At 65.3% G+C, this 18,373-nt stretch carries 19 protein-coding genes; 10 read left to right on the top strand and 9 right to left on the bottom strand.

Annotated features, from left to right (window positions below):
* Position 1: 1 nt before the first annotated feature.
* From ASD76_RS10360 to ASD76_RS10350, 3 genes are all read right to left on the bottom strand, one after another.
* On the bottom strand, positions 2-1,453 hold the full coding sequence (locus ASD76_RS10360; protein WP_055922165.1) for an MATE family efflux transporter: 1,452 nt from the start codon (positions 1,451-1,453) through the stop codon (positions 2-4).
* Entirely contained in the window at positions 1,450-2,184 is a 735-nt protein-coding gene (locus tag ASD76_RS10355) for a 7-carboxy-7-deazaguanine synthase QueE (protein WP_055922162.1), read from the bottom strand. The genes ASD76_RS10360 and ASD76_RS10355 overlap by 4 nt, the downstream gene beginning before the upstream one ends.
* Positions 2,185-2,496: 312 nt before the next feature.
* A complete protein-coding gene (locus tag ASD76_RS10350; protein ID WP_055922159.1) occupies positions 2,497-5,175 on the bottom strand; it encodes a valine--tRNA ligase in 2,679 nt (892 codons plus the stop codon).
* Between the two features lie 127 nt (positions 5,176-5,302).
* On the opposite strand from ASD76_RS10350, the gene ASD76_RS10345 reads away from it, so the two are divergent.
* Genes ASD76_RS10345 through ASD76_RS10330 form a run of 4 tightly spaced genes read left to right on the top strand, consistent with a single transcriptional unit; the run spans position 5,303 to position 8,852 of the window.
* The gene (locus ASD76_RS10345; protein ID WP_055922156.1) at positions 5,303-6,412 is read left to right on the top strand and encodes an MlaE family ABC transporter permease; all 1,110 of its coding nucleotides are present in this window, start codon (positions 5,303-5,305) and stop codon (positions 6,410-6,412) included.
* Positions 6,409-7,305, top strand: a complete 897-nt coding sequence (locus ASD76_RS10340; protein WP_055922153.1) for an ABC transporter ATP-binding protein — start codon at positions 6,409-6,411, stop codon at positions 7,303-7,305. The genes ASD76_RS10345 and ASD76_RS10340 overlap by 4 nt, the downstream gene beginning before the upstream one ends.
* A 9-nt stretch (positions 7,306-7,314) precedes the next feature.
* Entirely contained in the window at positions 7,315-8,253 is a 939-nt protein-coding gene (locus tag ASD76_RS10335; RefSeq protein WP_055922150.1) for an MlaD family protein, read from the top strand.
* Positions 8,254-8,264: 11 nt separating this feature from the next.
* Complete coding sequence (locus tag ASD76_RS10330) at positions 8,265-8,852, top strand: ABC-type transport auxiliary lipoprotein family protein (RefSeq protein ID WP_055922146.1); 588 nt, start codon at positions 8,265-8,267, stop codon at positions 8,850-8,852.
* Between the two features lie 29 nt (positions 8,853-8,881).
* Here the strand turns inward: ASD76_RS10330 and ASD76_RS10325 are convergent, their stop codons facing one another.
* From ASD76_RS10325 to crcB, 5 genes are read right to left on the bottom strand one after another with little or no spacing between them, the layout of a single operon-like run.
* Positions 8,882-9,577 (bottom strand): ATP12 family chaperone protein, encoded by a 696-nt coding sequence (locus ASD76_RS10325; RefSeq protein ID WP_055922143.1) that lies wholly within the window; start codon positions 9,575-9,577, stop codon positions 8,882-8,884.
* Positions 9,574-9,795 (bottom strand): hypothetical protein, encoded by a 222-nt coding sequence (locus ASD76_RS10320; RefSeq protein ID WP_055922140.1) that lies wholly within the window; start codon positions 9,793-9,795, stop codon positions 9,574-9,576. The genes ASD76_RS10325 and ASD76_RS10320 overlap by 4 nt, the downstream gene beginning before the upstream one ends.
* Complete coding sequence (locus ASD76_RS10315) at positions 9,788-10,444, bottom strand: HAD-IA family hydrolase (protein WP_055922137.1); 657 nt, start codon at positions 10,442-10,444, stop codon at positions 9,788-9,790. Before ASD76_RS10315 ends, ASD76_RS10320 begins: the two co-directional genes overlap by 8 nt.
* Complete coding sequence (locus ASD76_RS10310; protein WP_055922134.1) at positions 10,441-11,550, bottom strand: RluA family pseudouridine synthase; 1,110 nt, start codon at positions 11,548-11,550, stop codon at positions 10,441-10,443. The genes ASD76_RS10315 and ASD76_RS10310 overlap by 4 nt, the downstream gene beginning before the upstream one ends.
* Positions 11,547-11,954, bottom strand: coding sequence for a fluoride efflux transporter CrcB (gene crcB / locus ASD76_RS10305; RefSeq protein WP_055922132.1), 408 nt, complete (start codon positions 11,952-11,954; stop codon positions 11,547-11,549). The genes ASD76_RS10310 and crcB overlap by 4 nt, the downstream gene beginning before the upstream one ends.
* Before the next feature lie 204 nt (positions 11,955-12,158).
* Here crcB and rpsU point away from each other — a divergent pair, with 204 nt between their 5' ends.
* The 6 genes from rpsU (at position 12,159) to ASD76_RS10275 (ending at position 17,884) form a co-directional block, all read left to right on the top strand.
* Entirely contained in the window at positions 12,159-12,365 is a 207-nt protein-coding gene (gene rpsU, locus ASD76_RS10300) for a 30S ribosomal protein S21 (RefSeq protein ID WP_055922130.1), read from the top strand.
* 86 nt (positions 12,366-12,451) lie between these two features.
* Positions 12,452-13,060 (top strand): FKBP-type peptidyl-prolyl cis-trans isomerase, encoded by a 609-nt coding sequence (locus ASD76_RS10295; RefSeq protein ID WP_055922126.1) that lies wholly within the window; start codon positions 12,452-12,454, stop codon positions 13,058-13,060.
* 120 nt (positions 13,061-13,180) lie between these two features.
* Positions 13,181-14,896 carry a DUF4153 domain-containing protein gene (locus tag ASD76_RS10290; RefSeq protein WP_055922123.1) on the top strand — a complete coding sequence of 572 codons (1,716 nt, stop codon included), beginning with the start codon at positions 13,181-13,183 and terminating at the stop codon, positions 14,894-14,896.
* Positions 14,897-14,943: 47 nt separating this feature from the next.
* A complete protein-coding gene (gatC, locus tag ASD76_RS10285; protein ID WP_055922120.1) occupies positions 14,944-15,246 on the top strand; it encodes an Asp-tRNA(Asn)/Glu-tRNA(Gln) amidotransferase subunit GatC in 303 nt (100 codons plus the stop codon).
* Positions 15,246-16,730 (top strand): Asp-tRNA(Asn)/Glu-tRNA(Gln) amidotransferase subunit GatA, encoded by a 1,485-nt coding sequence (gene gatA / locus ASD76_RS10280; protein ID WP_055922118.1) that lies wholly within the window; start codon positions 15,246-15,248, stop codon positions 16,728-16,730. The genes gatC and gatA overlap by 1 nt, the downstream gene beginning before the upstream one ends.
* A complete protein-coding gene (locus ASD76_RS10275; protein WP_156457638.1) occupies positions 16,724-17,884 on the top strand; it encodes an acyltransferase family protein in 1,161 nt (386 codons plus the stop codon). The genes gatA and ASD76_RS10275 overlap by 7 nt, the downstream gene beginning before the upstream one ends.
* Here the strand turns inward: ASD76_RS10275 and ASD76_RS10270 are convergent.
* Positions 17,881-18,309, bottom strand: a complete 429-nt coding sequence (locus tag ASD76_RS10270) for an MAPEG family protein (RefSeq protein WP_055922112.1) — start codon at positions 18,307-18,309, stop codon at positions 17,881-17,883. The two genes, ASD76_RS10275 and ASD76_RS10270, sit on opposite strands and share 4 nt — an antisense overlap.
* Between the last annotated feature and the right edge of the window lie 64 nt (positions 18,310-18,373).

Raw genomic sequence — 18,373 nt, 5'->3', positions numbered from 1 at the left:
GCTACAGGTTTGGCGCGTAGCGGCCGGCGGGTTCGCCGTCGGCGTTGGACTGCTCCTGCGCTTCTTCGCTCGCCTCGGGCATCGCGTGCTTGCGCCAGCCGGAGTAGTGGTAGAACCCCCAGCCGAGCACCAGGCCTGCCACCGATCCGACCGGGAACGACAGCCAGATCGCGTCCGAACCGATCCAGGGATAGGCCAGGAAATAGAACCCCAGCCGCACCGGATAGAGCGCGACGGCGATGATCATGAGCGGGATCCACACGGCGCCACCAGCGCGCATCGTGGCCGAGTAGACCATGGTCACCCCGAACACCATGAAGCTCCACCCGGCGAGCAGCTGGATATGCCGGGCGAGCGGGACCGCGGGGCTTTCCGGGCCGAGGAACAGCACGAGCGCCGCCCGGTCGAACACCAGCAGCACTACCGTGAGCACGCCGGTCATGACGAAATTGATCATGACCCCACCGCGAGTGATGCTGTCGAGACGATCCCACTTCCCGGCGCCGATGTACTGGGCGGCGATCGCGCTCACCGCGCCGCCGACGGCCATGGCCGGCATCTGGATGTAAGTGAACAGTTGCATCGCCGCGCCATAGGCGGCGGTCATCAGCAGTCCTTCGCGATTGACCAGGCCAACGATGATGATGCCCGACGCGCTCATCACCAGCATCTGTGCGCCCATGGGAATGCCCTTGCTGATAACGAAGGCCAGTTCGTCACGCCGCGGCTTAAGATATCGCAGTTCGGACCCGCGCAGTCGAAGCGGTAGGTCCTTGGCATAGACGTAGATCAGCATGCCCACGAACGAGACCAGGCTGGCGATGATCGTCGAGGTGGCCGAGCCGGCGATGCCCATTGTAGGGAAGGGGCCGATACCCGCGATCAGCACCGGGTTGAGGATAGTGTCGATGGCGACAGTCACACCCATGAAGATCAGCGGCGTGCGCGCGTCACCGGTGCCGCGCAGACCCATGGTCAGGATCACCGACACCATCATGAACGGCATCGAGATGAACATCAGCCGGATGTAGATCAGGGCCAGTGGATAGGCCCCGCCCGGCGTGTGCAGGGCGGTGAGAAGCGCGGGCGCGGTGAGGTAGCCGAGCAGCGCAATCGCCGCCATCAACACGGCAGAGAACCCGACCACCGTACCAAAGGTCTTGCGCGCGCCGTCGATATCGCGGGCGCCGAAGCGCTGGCCGATCTTGACTGTGCCGGCCATGCCGAACCCGAACGCCGCACCGGCGACCAGGAACATGATGATGTTGGCATTCGCCGTCGCCGCCAGCGCCTCTTCACCAATCAGCCGGCCGACCCAGATCGAGTTGATCGTGCCGCTCAGCGACTGCAGGATATTGCTGAGCAGCATGGGTACGCTGAACAGCAGCAAAGTCCTGAAAACGGGGCCTTCGGTGAGGTCACCCTTGAACGGCGAGGCAGCGGGCTTGTTCATGTCCCTCTAGTGTCGCCGTAAAGTTGGATGTGCAAGCGTTTGGACAGAGTCAAATTGTGGGAAAGGCAAAGTTCGGCAAGCCAGCGCTCCCGCGCTTCGAGCGTCCCAGTGTCAGTGCCCTCAGCCATGAGGTAGATGCGCGATGCGGGAATGGCGTAGGTTTCCGCCAGTTTCAGGACTTCCTCAACGTCGGCCGGTTCTGCGACCACGAATTTGAAGAACGCCCGCGGCTCTTGCGCCCAATGGCCGAGGCGTTCCGGGACCAGTGCCAGATCGGCGGGATTGCCGGAGTGAGCGAGCTTGGGGCTGACATTGTACTGGTGGATCAGCGCGTCGAGCGCGGGCGGCGGGGCGACCGAGCCGTTGGTTTCGATCTCGATCGTCATGTCCGGCAGAAGTGCCAGCATCCGGGTGAGGGCGGGGGCCTGCAGTAGCGGCTCACCCCCGGTGACGATCAGGCGGGGCTTGCCGAGCGCGGCGATGCGGGCGGCGACGTCTTCCTCGCTCAGATTGAGCTGGTTGGCCTTGCGGTCGTAAGTCTCCTCGCCTCGGTGCGGGCGGTTGTCGCCCTCGAAATGCCAGGTGTACGGCGTGTCGCACCAGACGCAGGCGAGGTTGCAGCGCGAGAGGCGCACGAAGGCGCACGGCTTGCCCATGCTCGGGCCTTCGCCCTGGAGGGAGCCGAAGATTTCCGGCTCGCCCGGAGTGGTGGTGGCGAGGGTCAACGGCATGGGTGGGCGAGGGGCCGAGTCATGGCCTAGGCCTTGTCAGAAACGGTTCGCGTAGGAAAGTTCTCTAGGTCCTCGCTGCGAGAAGTGCAGCGAGGATGTGAGTCACGCAAAGGCGCGAAGACGTCTTCCTTCGCTCAAATATCTCGTCATTCCCGCGAAAGCGGGAACCCAGGGCGGTGCTACGCGACGAGCCGACTGGGTCCCCGCTTTCGCGGGGATGACGAAGGGAGGGGAGTAGGCCCTTAGCGGCTTTGCGGCTTTGCGTGAGATATTGCGCCGAAGGCGCTCCCACGGCTCAGGAACCTCCTGTGATTACCCCAGCCGCGCCAGCGCCGCTTCCGACCGCTCCGCCTCGGCTGCGTGGTGGGCGTGGTCCGCACGAGCTTTCTCGACCGCTTCGGGCTTGGCCTTCTCGACGAACGCCGGGTTCTCGAGCCGCTTGGCGAGGCTGTCGCGTTCCTTAATCGAGGCCTCGCGAGCTTTGGCCAAGCGAGCCTTCTCCGCCTCGATGTCGATGATCCCATCGAGTGGGATGACGAACGAGTCCGACCCCGCCGAAACCTGCAGCGCGGCGCCCGCTGGGGCGTTTTCGAAGCGAATGCCCGACAGGCGGGCCAGGCGCTCGATGGCGCCGGGGTTCTTCTCGATCGCCGCGCGACCCACCGCTGAGGGCTCGGCAACGAAAGCTTCCAGCTTGGCGCCAGGCGCGATGCCGAGTTCGTTCTTGGCGGCGCGGAGATTGCCGGTCAGGGCGATCAGCCAGTCGACTTCGCCCTTGGCCGCCGCATCGACCGAAGCCTCAGGCGCCGGCCACTTCGCCACGATCAGGTCGAGCTCCCGCTCGCCCTGCGCGTGCCACAGTTCCTCGGTGATGAACGGCATGAACGGGTGCAGCATGACCAGGATCTGGTCGAGCACCCAGCCGGCGACGGCCTTGGTTTCGTCGTCGATCTGGCCCTTGATTAGTTCCAGGTACCAGTCGCAGAACGTCGCCCAGGTGAACTGGTAGATCGCGTTGGCGGCGGCGTCGAAGCGCAAGTCGGCCATGGCCTTGTCGAGTTCGGCCAGCGTTTCGACCACCTCGCCGATGATCCAGCGATTGACCGCGGTAGTGGCTGCGGGCGCCGCAACCGAGGTGCTCGCCCCGATGCCGTTCGCCTGACAGAAACGCGTCGCATTCCAGAGCTTTGTCGCGAAGTTGCGATAACCCTCGACGCGGCTCTCATCCATCTTCACGTCGCGGCCCTGGCTTTCCATCGCCGCCATGAAGAAGCGCAGCGCGTCGGCGCCGAACTTGTCGATCAGGCCGAGCGGGTCGACCACGTTGCCCTTGGACTTGGACATCTTCTGCCCGTCTGCCGCGCGCACCAGGCCGTGGAGATAGAGCCGCTTCCACGGCACTTGTCCCTCGTTGAAGTGCATGCCCTGCATGGCCATGCGCGCATCCCAGAAGAACAGGATGTCGAAGCCGGAGATCAGCAAATCGTTGGGGTAGTGGCGCTGGTAGAGCGTAGCGTCCTCATCCGGCCAGCCGAGCGTGGCGAAGGGCCACAGTGCGGAGGAGAACCAGGTGTCGAGGACGTCTTCGTCCCGCGCGAGCGCCTTGTTGCCCGCGAGCGCCTGCGCTTCCTCCTCGGTCTCGGCGACGAACACGGTGCCGTCGTCCGCGTACCAAGCCGGAATCCGATGCCCCCACCAAAGCTGGCGACTGACACACCAAGGCTGGATGTTCTCCATCCAGTTGAAGAAGGTCTTCTCCCAGCTCTTCGGGACGATCTCGATCCGGCCGTCGCGCACCGCCTGTAGCGGCGGCTGGGCGAGGGTTTCGGCATCGACGTACCACTGGTCAGTCAGCCACGGCTCGATCACCACGCCGCCACGGTCGCCGAACGGGGTCGCGACCACGCGCGGCTCGGCGTCGTGCTCGTTGCCGTCCTTGTCGATGTGCGGGACGAGGAAGCCGAGCTCCTTCATCCGCTCGACCACCAGCTTGCGCGCGTCGAAGCGGTCCTTGCCGAGGAACTCGGCCGGGATCAACCCGTCCTGCGTCTGCTGTACGCGCGCTTCCTCATCGAACATGTTGAGCATCTCGCCGGGCTTGAACCCAGCGCGCTTGCCGACGTCGAAGTCGTTGAAGTCATGCCCTGGGGTGATCTTCACCGCGCCCGAGCCGAGCTCTGGATCGGCATGCTCGTCGGCCACGATCTTGAACCTGCGTCCGGTAATCGGCTGGAGGATCTCCTTGCCGATGACGCTCTTGTAGCGCGGATCCTCGGCATTCACCGCCACGGCCATGTCGGCCAGCATCGTCTCCGGCCGGGTGGTCGCCACCACGATGTGATCGGCACCGTTATCGAGCGTGACCCCGTCGGCCAGCGGATAGCGGAAATGCCAGAAGCCGCTCTTGATATCCTGCGTCTCGACCTCGAGGTCGGAGATCGCGGTCTTGAGCTTGGGGTCCCAGTTCACCAGCCGCTTGTCGCGGTAGATCAGGCCCTGGTTGTAGAGGTCGACGAACACCTTCACCACCGCGCGGGTGAAGTGCGGGTCCATGGTGAATTGCTCGCGGCTCCAATCCATCGAGCAACCGAGGCGGCGCAACTGGCCGGTGATCGTGCCGCCGCTCTCGGCCTTCCACTCCCAGACTTTCGCCACGAAATCCTCGCGCGAATAGTTGGTCCGCTTGTCCTGCTGCAGTTCGAGCTGACGTTCGACCACCATCTGCGTGGCGATGCCGGCGTGGTCGGTGCCGACCACCCACAAAGCGTCCTTGCCACGCAGCCGCTCGTAACGGACGACCACGTCCTGCAGCGTGTTGTCGAGCGCGTGGCCGATGTGCAGGCTGCCGGTTACGTTGGGCGGCGGGTTGACCAGAGTGAAGGGCTGGGCCTCGGGCCGCTCGGGGCGGAACAGGCCGTTGCCTTCCCAATGCGCGTACCATTTCGCCTCAATCGCGGCGGGGTCGAAGGTCTTGGAGAGCTCGTTAGTCATGTCGGGAGGGCCTTTGCCAGCCTCCCCGGCGCAGGGCAATGTCGGGTTTGTCCGGAAGCATTTTCCGCGTTTTGCCGTAGCGTGTTGTTCTTGCCCAGAAAGCGTTTTCGAAGCATAGCATGTTGCTATGCGGGAATGGGCGGACTTCTCTGTAGAAGAAGCGGGCGGCCGCATGACGGTGGTGCTGGAAGGCCCACTGCTGGTTTCCACCATCGCCGTGCTCGACCGCAAGCTGCGGGCGATGACCGATCCGGTGCAGCAGGTCGACCTGTCGCAGACCGGGGACATCGACACTATCGGCGCCTGGACGGTGTACCGGTTCGCCAACGAAAACAACGCGATTATCGTCGGGGCGAGCGAACAAGCCGACGTGCTGTTGCAGGCGGTGCGCGACAGCGCCAGCACCGCCCCGATCGAGCCGCCCCGGCTGCCTCTCATCCCGCGCGTGCTGGACGATACCGGGGGCAAGACCGTTCGGTTCGGCCAGGGCGTAGTTCGGTTCCTGAGTTTCCTGGGTGCGGTGATCGTCGCACTGGGGGCGATCATTCGCCACCCCCGGCGTTTCCGTTATCGCGCACTGGTGCGGCAGTTCGACTTGGTCGGAGTTTCCGCGCTCGGCATTGTCGGGCTGATGAGTTTCTTGATCGGCATCGTGATCGCGCAGCAAGGCGCGGCGCAGCTGCGGCAGTTCGGGGCGGAGATCTACACGATCAACCTGACCGGCCGTCTGTCCTTCCGCGAACTTGGCGTGCTGATGACCGCGATCATGGTGGCCGGCCGCTCGGGTTCGGCCTTCGCCGCGCAGATCGGCACGATGAAGCTGACCGAGGAAATCGACGCGATGCGCACGATCGGCGTCGATCCCCTCGAAGCGCTGATCGTACCCCGCATCCTCGCGGCGGTGCTGATGATGCCGCTGCTGGGCTTCTACGCGGCCTTGCTGGCGATCGTGGGCGGCGCTTTCATCGCCGATCTGACGCTTGGCATTCCCTTCCTGACCTTTCTCAGTCGGATCCAGGAAGTCGTGCCGGTGCACGACTTGTGGGTCGGCCTGGTCAAGGCGCCGGTGTTCGGCCTGATCATCGCGCTCGCCGGGTGTTACCAGGGGATGCAGGTCCAGGGTAACTCGGAGGACGTCGGCCTTCGCACTACCAAGGCTGTGGTGCAGGGCATCTTCATGGTAATTGTGCTCGACGCATTCTTCGCTGTGTTCTTCTCGGAGGTCGGCTGGGGATGATCGACGACGACGAAGACGAGGAACTGCTCGAGGACGTGCTCGAGGACGCGCGCGACGACGTGGTCGGGCATTTCGACGGCGAGTTTCCGATCGAGATCGAAGGGTTGCGCAACAGCTTCGGCACCCAGGTGATCCACGAGAACCTCTCGCTGAAGGTCCGCCGGGGAGAGATCCTCGGCGTGGTTGGCGGTTCGGGTACCGGCAAGTCCGTGCTCATGCGCTCGATCATCGGGCTACAGACTCCCGACGAGGGCGAGATCACCGTGTTCGGCAAGAGCACCATTGGCGTGTTGCCCGACGAAGAAAGCTCGGTCCGTAGCCGTTGGGGCGTGCTGTTCCAGGGCGGGGCGTTGTTCTCGACGCTGACCGTGGCCGAAAACGTGGAGGTGCCGCTCAAGCAGTTCTTCCCTGAGATCGACGCCGAACTGCGGCATGAGATCGCTCGCTACAAAGTGGTGATGAGCGGGTTGCCGGAAGAGGCAGCGGCCAAATATCCGTCCGAGCTTTCGGGTGGCATGCGCAAGCGCGCTGGTCTCGCCCGGGCGTTGGCGCTCGATCCGGAGCTGCTGTTCCTTGACGAGCCCACCGCGGGCCTCGACCCGATCGGCGCGGCAATGTTCGATTCGCTGACGCGAGAATTGACCAATACGCTTGGGCTGACCGTGTTCCTGATCACCCACGATCTCGACACGCTCTACGCGATTTGCGACCGGGTGGCGGTCATCGCCGACAAGGAAGTGATCGCGGTGGGCACGATCCCGGAACTGCTCCAGACCGATCATCCCTGGATTCAGGAGTACTTCAACGGGCCGCGCAGCCGCGCGGCACGGGCAACTTCAGAAGCCGCCGGCCGCGGGAAATCCGTGGACAAGGGCGCTGACGGAAAGGCATAGGGCACGCCGATGGAGACAAGAGCCAACTATGTCTGGGTAGGGGCTATCACCTTGACCCTGCTGGCCGTGGTGCTGGCGGCCATCATCTGGATCGCCGGACTCGGCGCCAACAGCCGCAAGGAATACGACATCTTCTTCCCGCAATCGGTGGCGGGTCTCGCGCGCGGTTCGGGGGTGACCTTCCAGGGCGTCCCGGCCGGCCAGATCAGCCAGATCGAATTGTGGAAGAAAGATCCGGAGTTCGTGCGAGTTCGGGTCCAGCTCGATCCGCAGATTCCGGTGCTCCAGGGCACCACGGCGACGATCTCCGCCAGCTTCACCGGCGTTTCCACGCTCTCGCTCAGCGGCGGCGCAAAAGGCCAGCCGCCGATCACCGAGCCGGGGCCTGAAGGTGTGCCGGTTATTCCCGCCGAACGCGGCGGCCTCGGGCAGATCCTCGCCAGCGCCCCGCTCTTGCTTGAGCGCCTGGCGACGCTGACCGACCGGCTCACCCGGCTGCTTTCGGACGAGAACCAGGCGTCGATCACCGGCATCCTCGGCAACACCGACCGCATGAGCGCCCAGCTGGCCGACATGGCGCCGGAACTGAAGGCGGCGCTGGTCGAACTGCAGGGAACGCTGGCGCAGTCCACCAGGACGCTTAACGCCTTCGAGAAGACCCTCGCGTCGACGGACAGCCTGATCAACCGCGACGGGCAGAGCCTGGCCGCCGAACTGCGCACCACCATGCAACGCGCTCAGGCCGCCGCCACGGCGCTTGAGGCAACGCTCAACGATACGCGTCCCGCAGCCCGCGAACTCGCGAACACGACGCTGCCGATCGCCAACGCCACGCTGCAGGATCTACGCCGGACCAGCGAAGCCCTGCGCGCCGTGACCGAGCGGATCGACAACGGCGGCGCGAGCGCGATCATCGGGGGCAATCGCCTGCCGGACTACAAGCCATGAGGGCCAAGGGAATGCATCACACGCTGAACAGGGGCCTGCTGGCCGCGATGCTGGCACTTCCGCTTGCCGGATGCCTCAGCCTGGGCGGAGAGGTCCCCGACCAACTGCTCACCCTGACACCGCAGAGCCCGGCTCCGGCCGGCACCAACGCGACGGGGCAGGCCAAGGCGGCTATCGTGATCTTCGAGCCCGGCACCGATCAGCGGCTCAACGTCACGCGGGTCCCGGTGCAGATCGACGCTTCGAACGTCGCCTATCTGAAGGACGCGACCTGGGTCGAGAAACCCTCGCGGCTGTTCAGGGACCTGATCGCCGAGACGGTTCGCGCCAAGGGTAACCGGCTCGTGCTCAACGAAGGCGATCTCGGCCATGCGGCGGAGACGCGGCTGTCCGGCCAGTTGCTCGACATGGGTTACGATGTCGCCTCGGGCAGCGCCGTGGTCCGTTTCGATGCGGTGCTACAGATGCCTGACGGCACCGTCCGGTCGCGCCGCTTCGAAAGCCGCATTCCATCAGCGGCCGAGGCGGTTTCGGTAGGTCCGGCGCTGAACCAGGCCGCCAACCAGGTCGCCAGCGAAATCGCCGCCTGGATCGGGTGAACTAATTCCCCTCTCCCAAGGGGAGAGGGCTAATCCCCTGCTAGCCGCGCGAAGGTCACCGCCGCTTCAAACGCGCCTAGCCTCCGGGCGCGTGCGTTCTCGGCTTCGAGATCCCAGCCCCACAGCTCTGCCTGCCAGTCCTGCTCGCAGTTGGCGGCGGCGAACAGCGCTTGGGTGTCGGCCCCATCTTCCAGCGCGGCCAGAGCCACCGTCAGCGAAGCGGCAATCGGCGTCATCGTGCGCAGTGCGGCGAGCGAGAACTCGTCCAGTCCTTCCAGCACCCCCTGCAGACGAGCCAAGGTCGCGTCCGGCTGCGGCCGATGGACGATCCCGCTTACGCGGGTGAAGTGGATGTCCCACCGGGCTTCCGCCGCAGCCAGGACCGGCTCCCACAGCTCAAGCTGGCGGCGATACAAGTGGTCGTCGGGATCCGCGCGATAGCAAAGCGTGTCGGTCTCAGCGTAGCGAAGCAGTTCGGCCACCGTCGCCGCCCGATCGGGCCGCACCTGGTCGATCGCAAAGTCGGCCACATCGCGCATGACGAAGCGGACGGGATCGACTTCCTCGCCTTGCCCGCGCCATTCCTCAGCCAAAGCCTCGGCTAATTCGCGCGTGGGTACGACTTGCGCGCCGCCGCCTTGGGTGCGGATCGGCCGGCCATCGAGGGTAACGCGAAAGCCGCCGTCCACCTCTTCGACCGCGACCTCTTTCCAGAAGCGCTTCATTCCGAAGGACTGCGCCATTTGCGGGCGAGCAGCTGGGGAACCATGAACACCACGAACAGTCCTACGAAAACGAGCGGATATCCGGTCCATTGCGGCGCGGGAAACCTCTCGGCCGTTATGAGCAAGGCCACCACCGTCATCGCCGCACCGGCAAGCCGGGCAAGGATGATGATCGCCCAGCGGCCAAACGCAGCGTCGTCGCTCGCGGGCTCAGACATCGAGCAAGTCTCCTAGTTCCTCTGGCGTCTGCACGACTATTTCGGCGCCGGCCGCGATCAGCTCTTCGGGCGCGTGATAACCCCAGGACACGCCGATCGCGCGGCAGCCTGCCGAACGGGCCATGTCGATGTCATAGACGGTGTCGCCGATCATGATCGTATCGGCCGGTGCCGCCATAGCTTCGGCCATCGCAGCTTCGAGCATCGCCGGATGGGGCTTCGACGGATGCCGGTCGGCGGTCTGCAAGGTCAGGAACAGATCGAACACGCCATGGGTCTGGAGGCAGGATCGCAGCCCGCGGTCGGACTTGCCGGTGGCAACACCAAGCAGCCATCCGGCAACCCGCAGCCGGGCCAGGAGCGCGGGAATGCCGTCGAACAACGGCTCATGGAGCGAACCGTCGAGGCGGGCACCGCGAAAGGCGGTCTTGTAGGCCTCCACCGCGTTGGCCTGGATTTCCGCCGAGGCGTCGGGCGCAAGACGGGCGATGGCTTGCGGCAGGCTTAGCCCGACACTGCGGCGGACGTGGTGCAAGTCGGGCGTGGGCAGGCCGGCCTCGGCAAACGCAGTGAGCATCGCCTTGCAGACCGCGGCCTGCCCATCGCTGAGCGTGCCGTCGCAGTCGAATACGGCGAGGCGGACGGTCACTTACCGCTCTTCCGCGGTTGCGCTCCGCGACCGCGCCGTTCGCCCTTGCGGGCCTTGCGGTATTGCTTGGCGTGTTGCCGCGCGGCCTGCTTCTTGGCTTCGCGTCCCGGCGGGGGCGGGCCCTTCTCAGGCTCTGCCTTGCTGGTGGCGGGATCGAACCCGAGCTGTTCCATGCTCGCTGCGAAGTGCTCGGGCAGCTCGGCCGTCGCATCGATCGAGCCTCCGCCCGGCGCGTCGATGATCAGGCGGCGGGCGTGCAGGTGCATCTTGCGGCTGATCGAGCCGGTCAAGAACGCCTCCTGCCCGCCGTACTTGCCGTCACCCACGATCGGATGCCCGATGGCGGCGAGGTGGACGCGCAACTGGTGCGTGCGACCGGTCAGGGGTTGCAGTTCAACCCAGGCGGCGCGGTTGCCGACGCGATCGATCACCCGATAGCGCGTCCTCGCGGGCTGGCCGTTCTCGGTGTCGACATGCATCTTTTCGCCGCCGGTTCCGGGCTGCTTGGCGAGCGGGGCGTCGATCGTGCCATCGTCGACATCGGGCACGCCGACGACCAGCGCCCAATAGATCTTCTTCGCCGAACGCCCGGAGAAGCGCTTCGAGAAGAACGCGGCGCTGCCCGGAGTGCGCGCGATCAGCAGGACACCGCTGGTGTCCTTGTCGAGTCGGTGGACCAGGCGCGGGCGCGGTTCGTCCTCGTCGGCGAAGGCATCGAGCAAGGCATCGACGTGCATGTGCGTTCCGGTGCCGCCTTGGGTGGCGAGGCCCGGAGGCTTGTTGAGTACGAGAGCCGCGTCGGTGCGCTGGATCAGCATCGCCTCGGCTTGTTCGAGCTGTTCGGCGGTGGGCGGCCGGCGCTTGGGCTTTGGCCGGTCCGTCGATTCGCCGCCCGGCGGGACCCGCAGGACCTGGCCGGCCGTCAGCCTGTCTTCAGGCTTCGCCCGCTTGCCGTCGACGCGAATCTGTCCGGTTCGTGCCCAGCGCGAGACAGTGGCGAATCCCACTTGCGGCAAGTGGCGCTTGAACCAGCGGTCGAGGCGTACGCCTTCATCATCTGCGCCGACGGTGAACTGGCGGACGCCGGGTGTGGGAGTATCGCTCATGCTGTCACCCGCATCACGATGAGGCCCACGTAAAGCGCGGTCAGTCCCGCGAGCACTGAAATCGTGGCGTAAGCAAAGGCGCTTCCGGCCTGTCCGCGTTCGATGAGCACCATCATCTCGAGGCTAAACGCCGAGAAAGTGGTGAACCCTCCGAGCACGCCGACTCCCAGGAGCAGGCGCATCGGCTCTCCGCTTTCGCCGTGGCGGGCGAGCCAGCCGGCCAGCAGTCCCATGGCGCAGCTGCCTACGATATTGACGATCAGCGTTGCCCAGGGAAAGGCCGTCACCACTTGAACGCCAAGCCAGTGAGTCACGCCTCGGCCAAGCTGGTAACGTAGGACCGAGCCTATTGCCCCGCCGAGGGCGACATGGGCGGAGGCGACGAGTGGGGAGGGGGGTGACATGCGGGCCGCCTTAGACGCGCCACCCCCTATCCGCAAATACTGACGGGCAAACTTGCGTTGTGTGCGGGTTTGGCCTATCGGCGCCGACGTTCGAGCCGGACCGTGAGGATTCGGCACGTAAGTCTATTTGCAATTCATATGGTGCAACCCGCCTTGATCTCGCGGGCTCTCCCGTTCCGAATTTGAAAGAGGTAGCTTTAATTTATGCAGATCATGGTCCGCGATAACAACGTCGAGCAGGCCCTGCGCGCGCTCAAGAAGAAGCTGCAGCGCGAAGGCGTTTATCGCGAGATGAAGCTGCGCCGCCACTACGAAAAGCCGAGCGAGAAGCGCGCCCGCGAAAAGGCTGCCGCCGTTCGCCGCGCCCGCAAGCTTGAGCGTAAGCGGATGGAGCGTGACGGGGTAAAGTAAGCCTCGTTGCTTGCCACCCTATCGTAGCTAAGCCAAAGGGGCGTGGGGTTGATACCCGCGCCCTTTTCGCATTCAGGAATCCAGTCATGGCCGAAGTTACTCGCGTTCCCCTGAAGCCGCTTTCCCGCGGTTCGTTGCTGATGCTGTTCCTCGGCATCCTGCTCGGCCTCGCGATTGCGGGCGGTATCGCCTGGTTCACCGCTCCTGCGGGTGTCGACGTTGATGAAGTCGTCGCGGGCAAGGGTGAACACCCGAAGGAAAGCGACGTGGTCTTCGTCCATTACACCGGCAAGCTGAAAGACGGCACGGTGTTCGACAAGTCGCAGGACATTCCGCTTCCGGTCGAAGGCATCCTGCCCAAGGGTACCCCGCTGCCGCTGCAGAACATGCTCCCGGGCTTCCGCGAAGGCATGCTGGAGATGCAGAAGGGCGGCAAGTACGTCCTGACCATCCCGGCCGAGAAGGCCTATGGCGCCAACCCGCCTCCGGGATCGCCGATTCCGGCTAACGCCGACCTGACGTTCGATATCGAGCTGGTTGATTTCATGCCGATGGCCGAGGCTGAGCGTCGCATTCAACAGCTGCAGGCGATGATGATGCAGCAGCAACAGCAGCAGGGCGGCCCAGGCGCGGCTCCGGCCCCTGGCGTCGAAGCTCCGGTCCCGGCACCGGCTCCGGCCCCGACGCCGCAATAAGACGAAGATTCGCCCCGGCCCCCTAACGGGGCCGGGCGATTTCACCGGGTCCTCACGAATTGCTCATGCAATTCGCGGGGTTTGGGGTCATTAACGGCTTCTCGATGAGGAGGGGGCGGAATGACCGAACAGACTGCGTCAGGCGATCACGTCGACGTTTCCGGAACCACGGATCAAACTTCGCCGCACGACTGGCCGCTGCGCCCGTGGATCCTCGCGGCGCTGCTGGGCCTTGCCGGCCTGCTGATCCACTTCGCCACAAAGGATAGTGAGCAAGTTGCCTGGCGCATGGCGCTGGCGGCGTTCTTGTTCTTCGGCCCGATCGCCGCCGGCTTTACGCTTGAGCGAGAGCGCTGGAAGGAGCCGGCGATCTTCTCGGTAGGGGTCGGTCTCGTCATGGCAGGGCTGACGTGGCGGGCGGTGCGCTACGGCGAATACCTCCCGGATGAGCAATACGGCTTCGCGGCGGGTGTGGTGGCGACAGCTCTCGCTCTCCCGCTGTTCCAGGCAGACTTCCACCGCCGGCGACTGAAGACGCCTTACCGCGAGATCTACGGCCATGTCTGGACCGACGTGATCAGCGCTGCGGGCGCGCTCGCGTTCACTGGGCTGTCGTGGGTCGTGCTTGCGTTGATCTCGGAGCTATTCCGCCTGCTCAAGATCGATCTTCTGCATAACCTGATGGACCAGGCGTGGTTCGGCTGGACCTTCTCCGGCCTCGCCGCCGGCGCCGCTCTCGGCACTATCCGCAACCAGCTCAAGGTGCTGGCGACGATGCAGACGGTCGTGCTGCTGGTGGCTTCGCTCCTGGCGGTGCCGCTGGCGGTGGGTCTGGTAGTGTTCCTGCTCGCTACCGCCGTCTCCGGCCCGCAAGTGCTGTGGGACGCTACCCGTAGCGCTACGCCGCTCCTGCTCGCTTGCGCGGCGGGTTCCTTCGTGCTGGCGAACGCGATAGCGCGCCAGGACGACGAGGCGATGACCCGCTCGCGGGTGATGCGTATCGCAGGGCTGGTCCTCGCCGCGGTGATCCTGCCGCTGGCGGTATTCGCCGCGTTCTCGATGGGCCAACGCCTCAACCAGTACGGCCTCGCTCCCGAGCGCCTGTGGGGGCTCGTCGCCATCGTCGTCGCTTGTGTTTGCGGTGTTGGCTACTGGGTGGCGCTCATACGGGGGCGGAGGACGGGCTGGGCGACGCAAATGCGCTCGGCAACTTTCCACTTCGGTCTGTTCGTATGCGGGTTAGCGGTGTTGCTGGCACTGCCGATCCTCGACTTCGGGGCGATTTCGACGCGGAGCCAGGTCGCGCGTCTGGAGAACGGACGAGTGAAGCCTGCGAAGTTCGACTTTGCGGCCCTGCGTTGGGACTTCGGCGAGCCGGGGAAACGGGCGCTGCAACGCCTGGTAAAGGACAGCAACGCCGACATTGCCGAACGGGCGCAACTCGCTTTGGCTCAGGCGGAGCGAACTTATCCCGGTTATGATCACTCCATCCGGACCGACAACGAAATCGAACTGAGGATGCAGCCCGAAGACGCCGAGTTGCGCCGTCTCGTCCTCGACTATTTGAAGACCGACCAATATTGGTGTCGAGAAGGCTGCGTGGCTGTCGACCTCGGACGCAGCGCTGACGGAGTTAGGCGTGTCGCGCTCCTCGAGGGGGCTGAGCTTTACGGATATTTGACCTTGCTGATCGAAGACGGCAAACCTGCGGTGAAGGCTCCGGATCGTCGCGTTCAGTCCGTCCCCCTACGCAACAATTCGCAGATGGAAGTCCGCCCCGTAACGGAACGGTATCTGTTTATTGACGGAAAGCGCCTCGGCAACCCGATAGAATAACCACCGCGCCGCTTGAAGGCAGCCCTCCACCCCGCTAACGCGCGGCAATGTCTGTCACACGCGAAACCGTGGCGAAAATCGCCTCCCTGGCGCGCATCCGCATGGGCGAGCAGGAGCTCGACCGGATGGTGCCCGAATTGAATGGGATCCTTGAGTGGGTCGAACAGCTCGGCGAGGTCGACTGTTCCGGCGTCGAACCGATGACTGCGGTGATCCCGCAGAAGCTGCGCTTGCGCGATGACGTGGTCGATGCCGACCCGCTCACCGGCGGCGGCGTGCGGGAAGAGGTGCTGGCCAATGCGCCGGCGCCTGAACATGGATTTTTTGGCGTGCCGAAGGTGATCGAATAATGACTGAGATCACCGAACTCGGCGTCGCGGCGATCCGCGACGGTGTCGCCTCGGGCGAATTCACCGCGCGCGAAGCGGCAGAGGCGTTCAACGCCAATGTCGCCGCGGCCAGCCAGCTCAACGCGTTCATCGTGACGACGCCCGAAAAGGCGCTCGAAGCCGCGGACAAGGTCGATGCCGACCGCGCCGCGGGCAAGCCGCTCGGCAAGATGGCCGGCGTGCCGATCGGTATGAAGGACTTGTTCGCCACCGACGGCGTGCAGACCACCGCGGCGAGCCACATCCTCGAAGGCTTCAAGCCCGAGTACGAAAGCACCGTCAGCCAGAAGCTGTGGGATGCGGGCGCGGGCATGCTCGGCAAACTCAACCTCGACCAGTTCGCGATGGGTTCGTCGAACGAGACCAGCTACTTCGGCAACGTCATCAGCCCCTGGCGCCGCAACGATGGCGGCAACGCGGCGCTCGCGCCGGGCGGTTCCTCGGGCGGCAGCAGCTCGGCGGTCGCGGCGCGGCTGTGCCCGGCGGCGACCGGCACCGACACCGGCGGCTCGATCCGCCAGCCCGCCGCCTTCACCGGCATTTCCGGCATCAAGCCGACTTACGGCCGCTGCAGCCGCTGGGGCATCGTCGCCTTCGCCAGCTCGCTCGACCAGGCCGGCCCGATGGCGCGCGATGTCACCGACTGCGCGATCATGCTCGAGACGATGGCCGGGTTCGATCCCAAGGATTCGACCAGCCTCGACATGCCGGTGCCCGAATGGGCCGCCTCGCTCGACGCCAACCTCAAGGGCAAGAAGGTCGGCATTCCGCGCGAATACCGGATGGATGGCACCGACGAGGAAATCCTCAAGTCGTGGGACCAGGGCATCGCCTGGCTCAAGGACGCCGGTGCCGAAGTCGTGGACGTCAGCCTGCCGCACACCAAGTACGCGCTTCCGACGTACTACATCGTCGCCCCCGCCGAAGCTTCGAGCAACCTCGCCCGCTATGACGGCGTGCGCTACGGCCTGCGCGAGCTGCCCGACGGCGCCAACCTGCAGGACATGTACGCCGCCACCCGCGCCGCCGGCTTCGGCGACGAGGTCAAGCGCCGCATCCTGATCGGGACTTACGTGCTCTCGGCCGGGTTCTACGACGCCTACTACACCCAGGCGCAGAAGGTCCGCACCTTGATAGCGCGCGACTTCGAGCGGGCCTGGGCGGACTGCGACGTGATCCTCGCCCCGACCACCCCGACCGCGGCCTTCCCGCTGGGCGACAAGGTCGACGATCCGCTGGCGATGTATCTGAACGACGTGTTCTCGGTCCCCGCCAGCCTGGCCGGCCTGCCGGCAATGTCGGTGCCTGCCGGACTCAACTCCGACGGCCTGCCGCTCGGGCTGCAGATCATCGGCAAGGCGTTCGACGAGCAGGGCGTGCTCAACGCCGGCCTCGCGATCGAGCAGCGCGCCGGGTTCACCGCTAAACCGGAGAAGTGGTGGTAACCACCCCGACCCACACCCCCGGCCAGCATCAGGGCGAGCGCTTCATCGCGCTCGACTCCCTGCGCGGACTCGCGGCCGTTATGGTCGTGGTGTTCCACATGGGCGCCTTCGGCCTCATCGCGAGCCTTGAGGTGTTCCGCCACGCCTGGCTGATGGTCGATTTCTTCTTCGTCCTCTCGGGCTTCGTGATCGCCGCCAGCTATGGCGACAGGCTCGCCGGAGGGTTCTCACGTACGCGGTTCATGCTCTTGCGGCTCGGGCGTGTTGTGCCGCTCCATGCGGCGACGGTGCTGGCCTTCCTGGCGTTCGAGGTGCTGTTCGTGCGCCTGGTGCTGCACCAGAACCATGACGTGTTCTATTTCTGGCGCGGGTTCCTGCTGCTCGATGGTTTCGCCGAGCATACTGGAAATTTCTACGCGCCGGTCAGCTGGTCGATCTCGGTCGAGGTCATGCTTTACCTTGCCGCCGCCGTCCTGTTCAGCCTCGGCCGAACCGGCCTGGCGATCGCGGTTGCCGGGGCTACCGCAGCGCTGCTCGCGATGGCGACGGGCTGGAACCACACCGGCTTTGGCATCCTCCTCCAGCGCGGTGTGCTGGGCTTCTCGCTCGGCGTCCTGTGCTTTGCGGTTCACCGCCGGTGGAATTGGCGGATCGACGTGGCGTCGGTCACGGCCCTGGAACTGGCCCTGATCGCCGCGGTGACCTGGCTGCTCGTCGAGATGCCCTTCGGCCGCTTCACCACGATCGCATCCTATCCGCTGTTCGCCGCCACGGTGCTGGTCTTCGCTCGCGACCGCGGCTGGGTGAGCCGGTGGCTGCAGCTCGGCCCCTTGGTGTGGATCGGGACGCTATCCTACTCGATCTACATGACCCACATGCTGCTGCTCCGGCCGCTCAACCGGGCCATGCCGATGGTGCTCGAAGCGTTCGGCAGGCAGGACCTGATCGGCAGCCCGTCGAACAGTTTTGGCCTTCTCACCATGGAACTGGGCGACACGGCGGAGACATTCGTGACGATCGGCCTCGTGGCGCTGGTGCTGGTGATGTCGAACTACAGCTGGCGCTATCTCGAAGAGCCGGCTCGCCAGTGGTCACGGCGCCAGGCGAAGCGGTGGGCCGACGCTCGGGCTGAACAAGGCGCCGTCCCGGCTTAAAACACCGCCATCGCGGCGTGCACGATCAGGGCGATCAACACCAGGCTCGACAGCACGAAGATCACGAAGCGCACCGTCACCTTGTTGACCGTCGCCTGCACTAGCGAGTGCACCACCCGCAGGGCCACATAGGCCCAGCCGAGCAGGGCGTTCAGCCCGTCGCCCGCGCCCACGATCGCCAGCACTATCGCCACCGCGTAGAACACGGTCGGCGCTTCATGCAGGTGGTTGTAGTTATGCGCTTTCCACTGCACTTGCGCCGGCAGCACGGCGTCGAGCGACTTGCTCGGATCGCGCACCAGATCGTCAGGATCGACCTTGGCGGCCATGAGCGCGGGGATACGCGTGGCGTACATCCACAACCACATCACCATGGTCCAGGCGGCCAGCGCCACCACCGGCTGCAGGATTGCCATTCCAACCATCGTCGGCCCCCCCTTGTCTTGTATCCCGACAGCCTAGCGAAGCCGGCGCGGTCCGCAAGATCGC

Source organism: Altererythrobacter sp. Root672 (genome assembly GCF_001427865.1).
Lineage (GTDB): Bacteria > Pseudomonadota > Alphaproteobacteria > Sphingomonadales > Sphingomonadaceae > Croceibacterium_A.
This window is presented reverse-complemented; position numbering and strand designations above follow the sequence as displayed.

Excerpts from the sequence above, each read along its gene's own strand:
- ASD76_RS10270 (WP_055922112.1), bottom strand. The coding sequence starts at position 18,309 with ATGGTTGGAATGGCAATCCTGCAGCCGGTGGTGGCGCTGGCCGCCTGG.
- ASD76_RS10335 (WP_055922150.1), top strand. The coding sequence starts at position 7,315 with ATGGAGACAAGAGCCAACTATGTCTGGGTAGGGGCTATCACCTTGACC.
- crcB (WP_055922132.1), bottom strand. The coding sequence starts at position 11,954 with ATGTCACCCCCCTCCCCACTCGTCGCCTCCGCCCATGTCGCCCTCGGC.
- ASD76_RS10330 (WP_055922146.1), top strand. The coding sequence starts at position 8,265 with ATGCATCACACGCTGAACAGGGGCCTGCTGGCCGCGATGCTGGCACTT.
- ASD76_RS10340 (WP_055922153.1), top strand. The coding sequence starts at position 6,409 with ATGATCGACGACGACGAAGACGAGGAACTGCTCGAGGACGTGCTCGAG.
- ASD76_RS10325 (WP_055922143.1), bottom strand. The coding sequence starts at position 9,577 with ATGAAGCGCTTCTGGAAAGAGGTCGCGGTCGAAGAGGTGGACGGCGGC.
- ASD76_RS10310 (WP_055922134.1), bottom strand. The coding sequence starts at position 11,550 with ATGAGCGATACTCCCACACCCGGCGTCCGCCAGTTCACCGTCGGCGCA.
- ASD76_RS10295 (WP_055922126.1), top strand. The coding sequence starts at position 12,452 with ATGGCCGAAGTTACTCGCGTTCCCCTGAAGCCGCTTTCCCGCGGTTCG.
- gatC (WP_055922120.1), top strand. The coding sequence starts at position 14,944 with ATGTCTGTCACACGCGAAACCGTGGCGAAAATCGCCTCCCTGGCGCGC.
- ASD76_RS10350 (WP_055922159.1), bottom strand. The coding sequence starts at position 5,175 with ATGACTAACGAGCTCTCCAAGACCTTCGACCCCGCCGCGATTGAGGCG.
- gatA (WP_055922118.1), top strand. The coding sequence starts at position 15,246 with ATGACTGAGATCACCGAACTCGGCGTCGCGGCGATCCGCGACGGTGTC.
- ASD76_RS10290 (WP_055922123.1), top strand. The coding sequence starts at position 13,181 with ATGACCGAACAGACTGCGTCAGGCGATCACGTCGACGTTTCCGGAACC.
- rpsU (WP_055922130.1), top strand. The coding sequence starts at position 12,159 with ATGCAGATCATGGTCCGCGATAACAACGTCGAGCAGGCCCTGCGCGCG.
- ASD76_RS10320 (WP_055922140.1), bottom strand. The coding sequence starts at position 9,795 with ATGTCTGAGCCCGCGAGCGACGACGCTGCGTTTGGCCGCTGGGCGATC.
- ASD76_RS10360 (WP_055922165.1), bottom strand. The coding sequence starts at position 1,453 with ATGAACAAGCCCGCTGCCTCGCCGTTCAAGGGTGACCTCACCGAAGGC.
- ASD76_RS10355 (WP_055922162.1), bottom strand. The coding sequence starts at position 2,184 with ATGCCGTTGACCCTCGCCACCACCACTCCGGGCGAGCCGGAAATCTTC.
- ASD76_RS10345 (WP_055922156.1), top strand. The coding sequence starts at position 5,303 with ATGCGGGAATGGGCGGACTTCTCTGTAGAAGAAGCGGGCGGCCGCATG.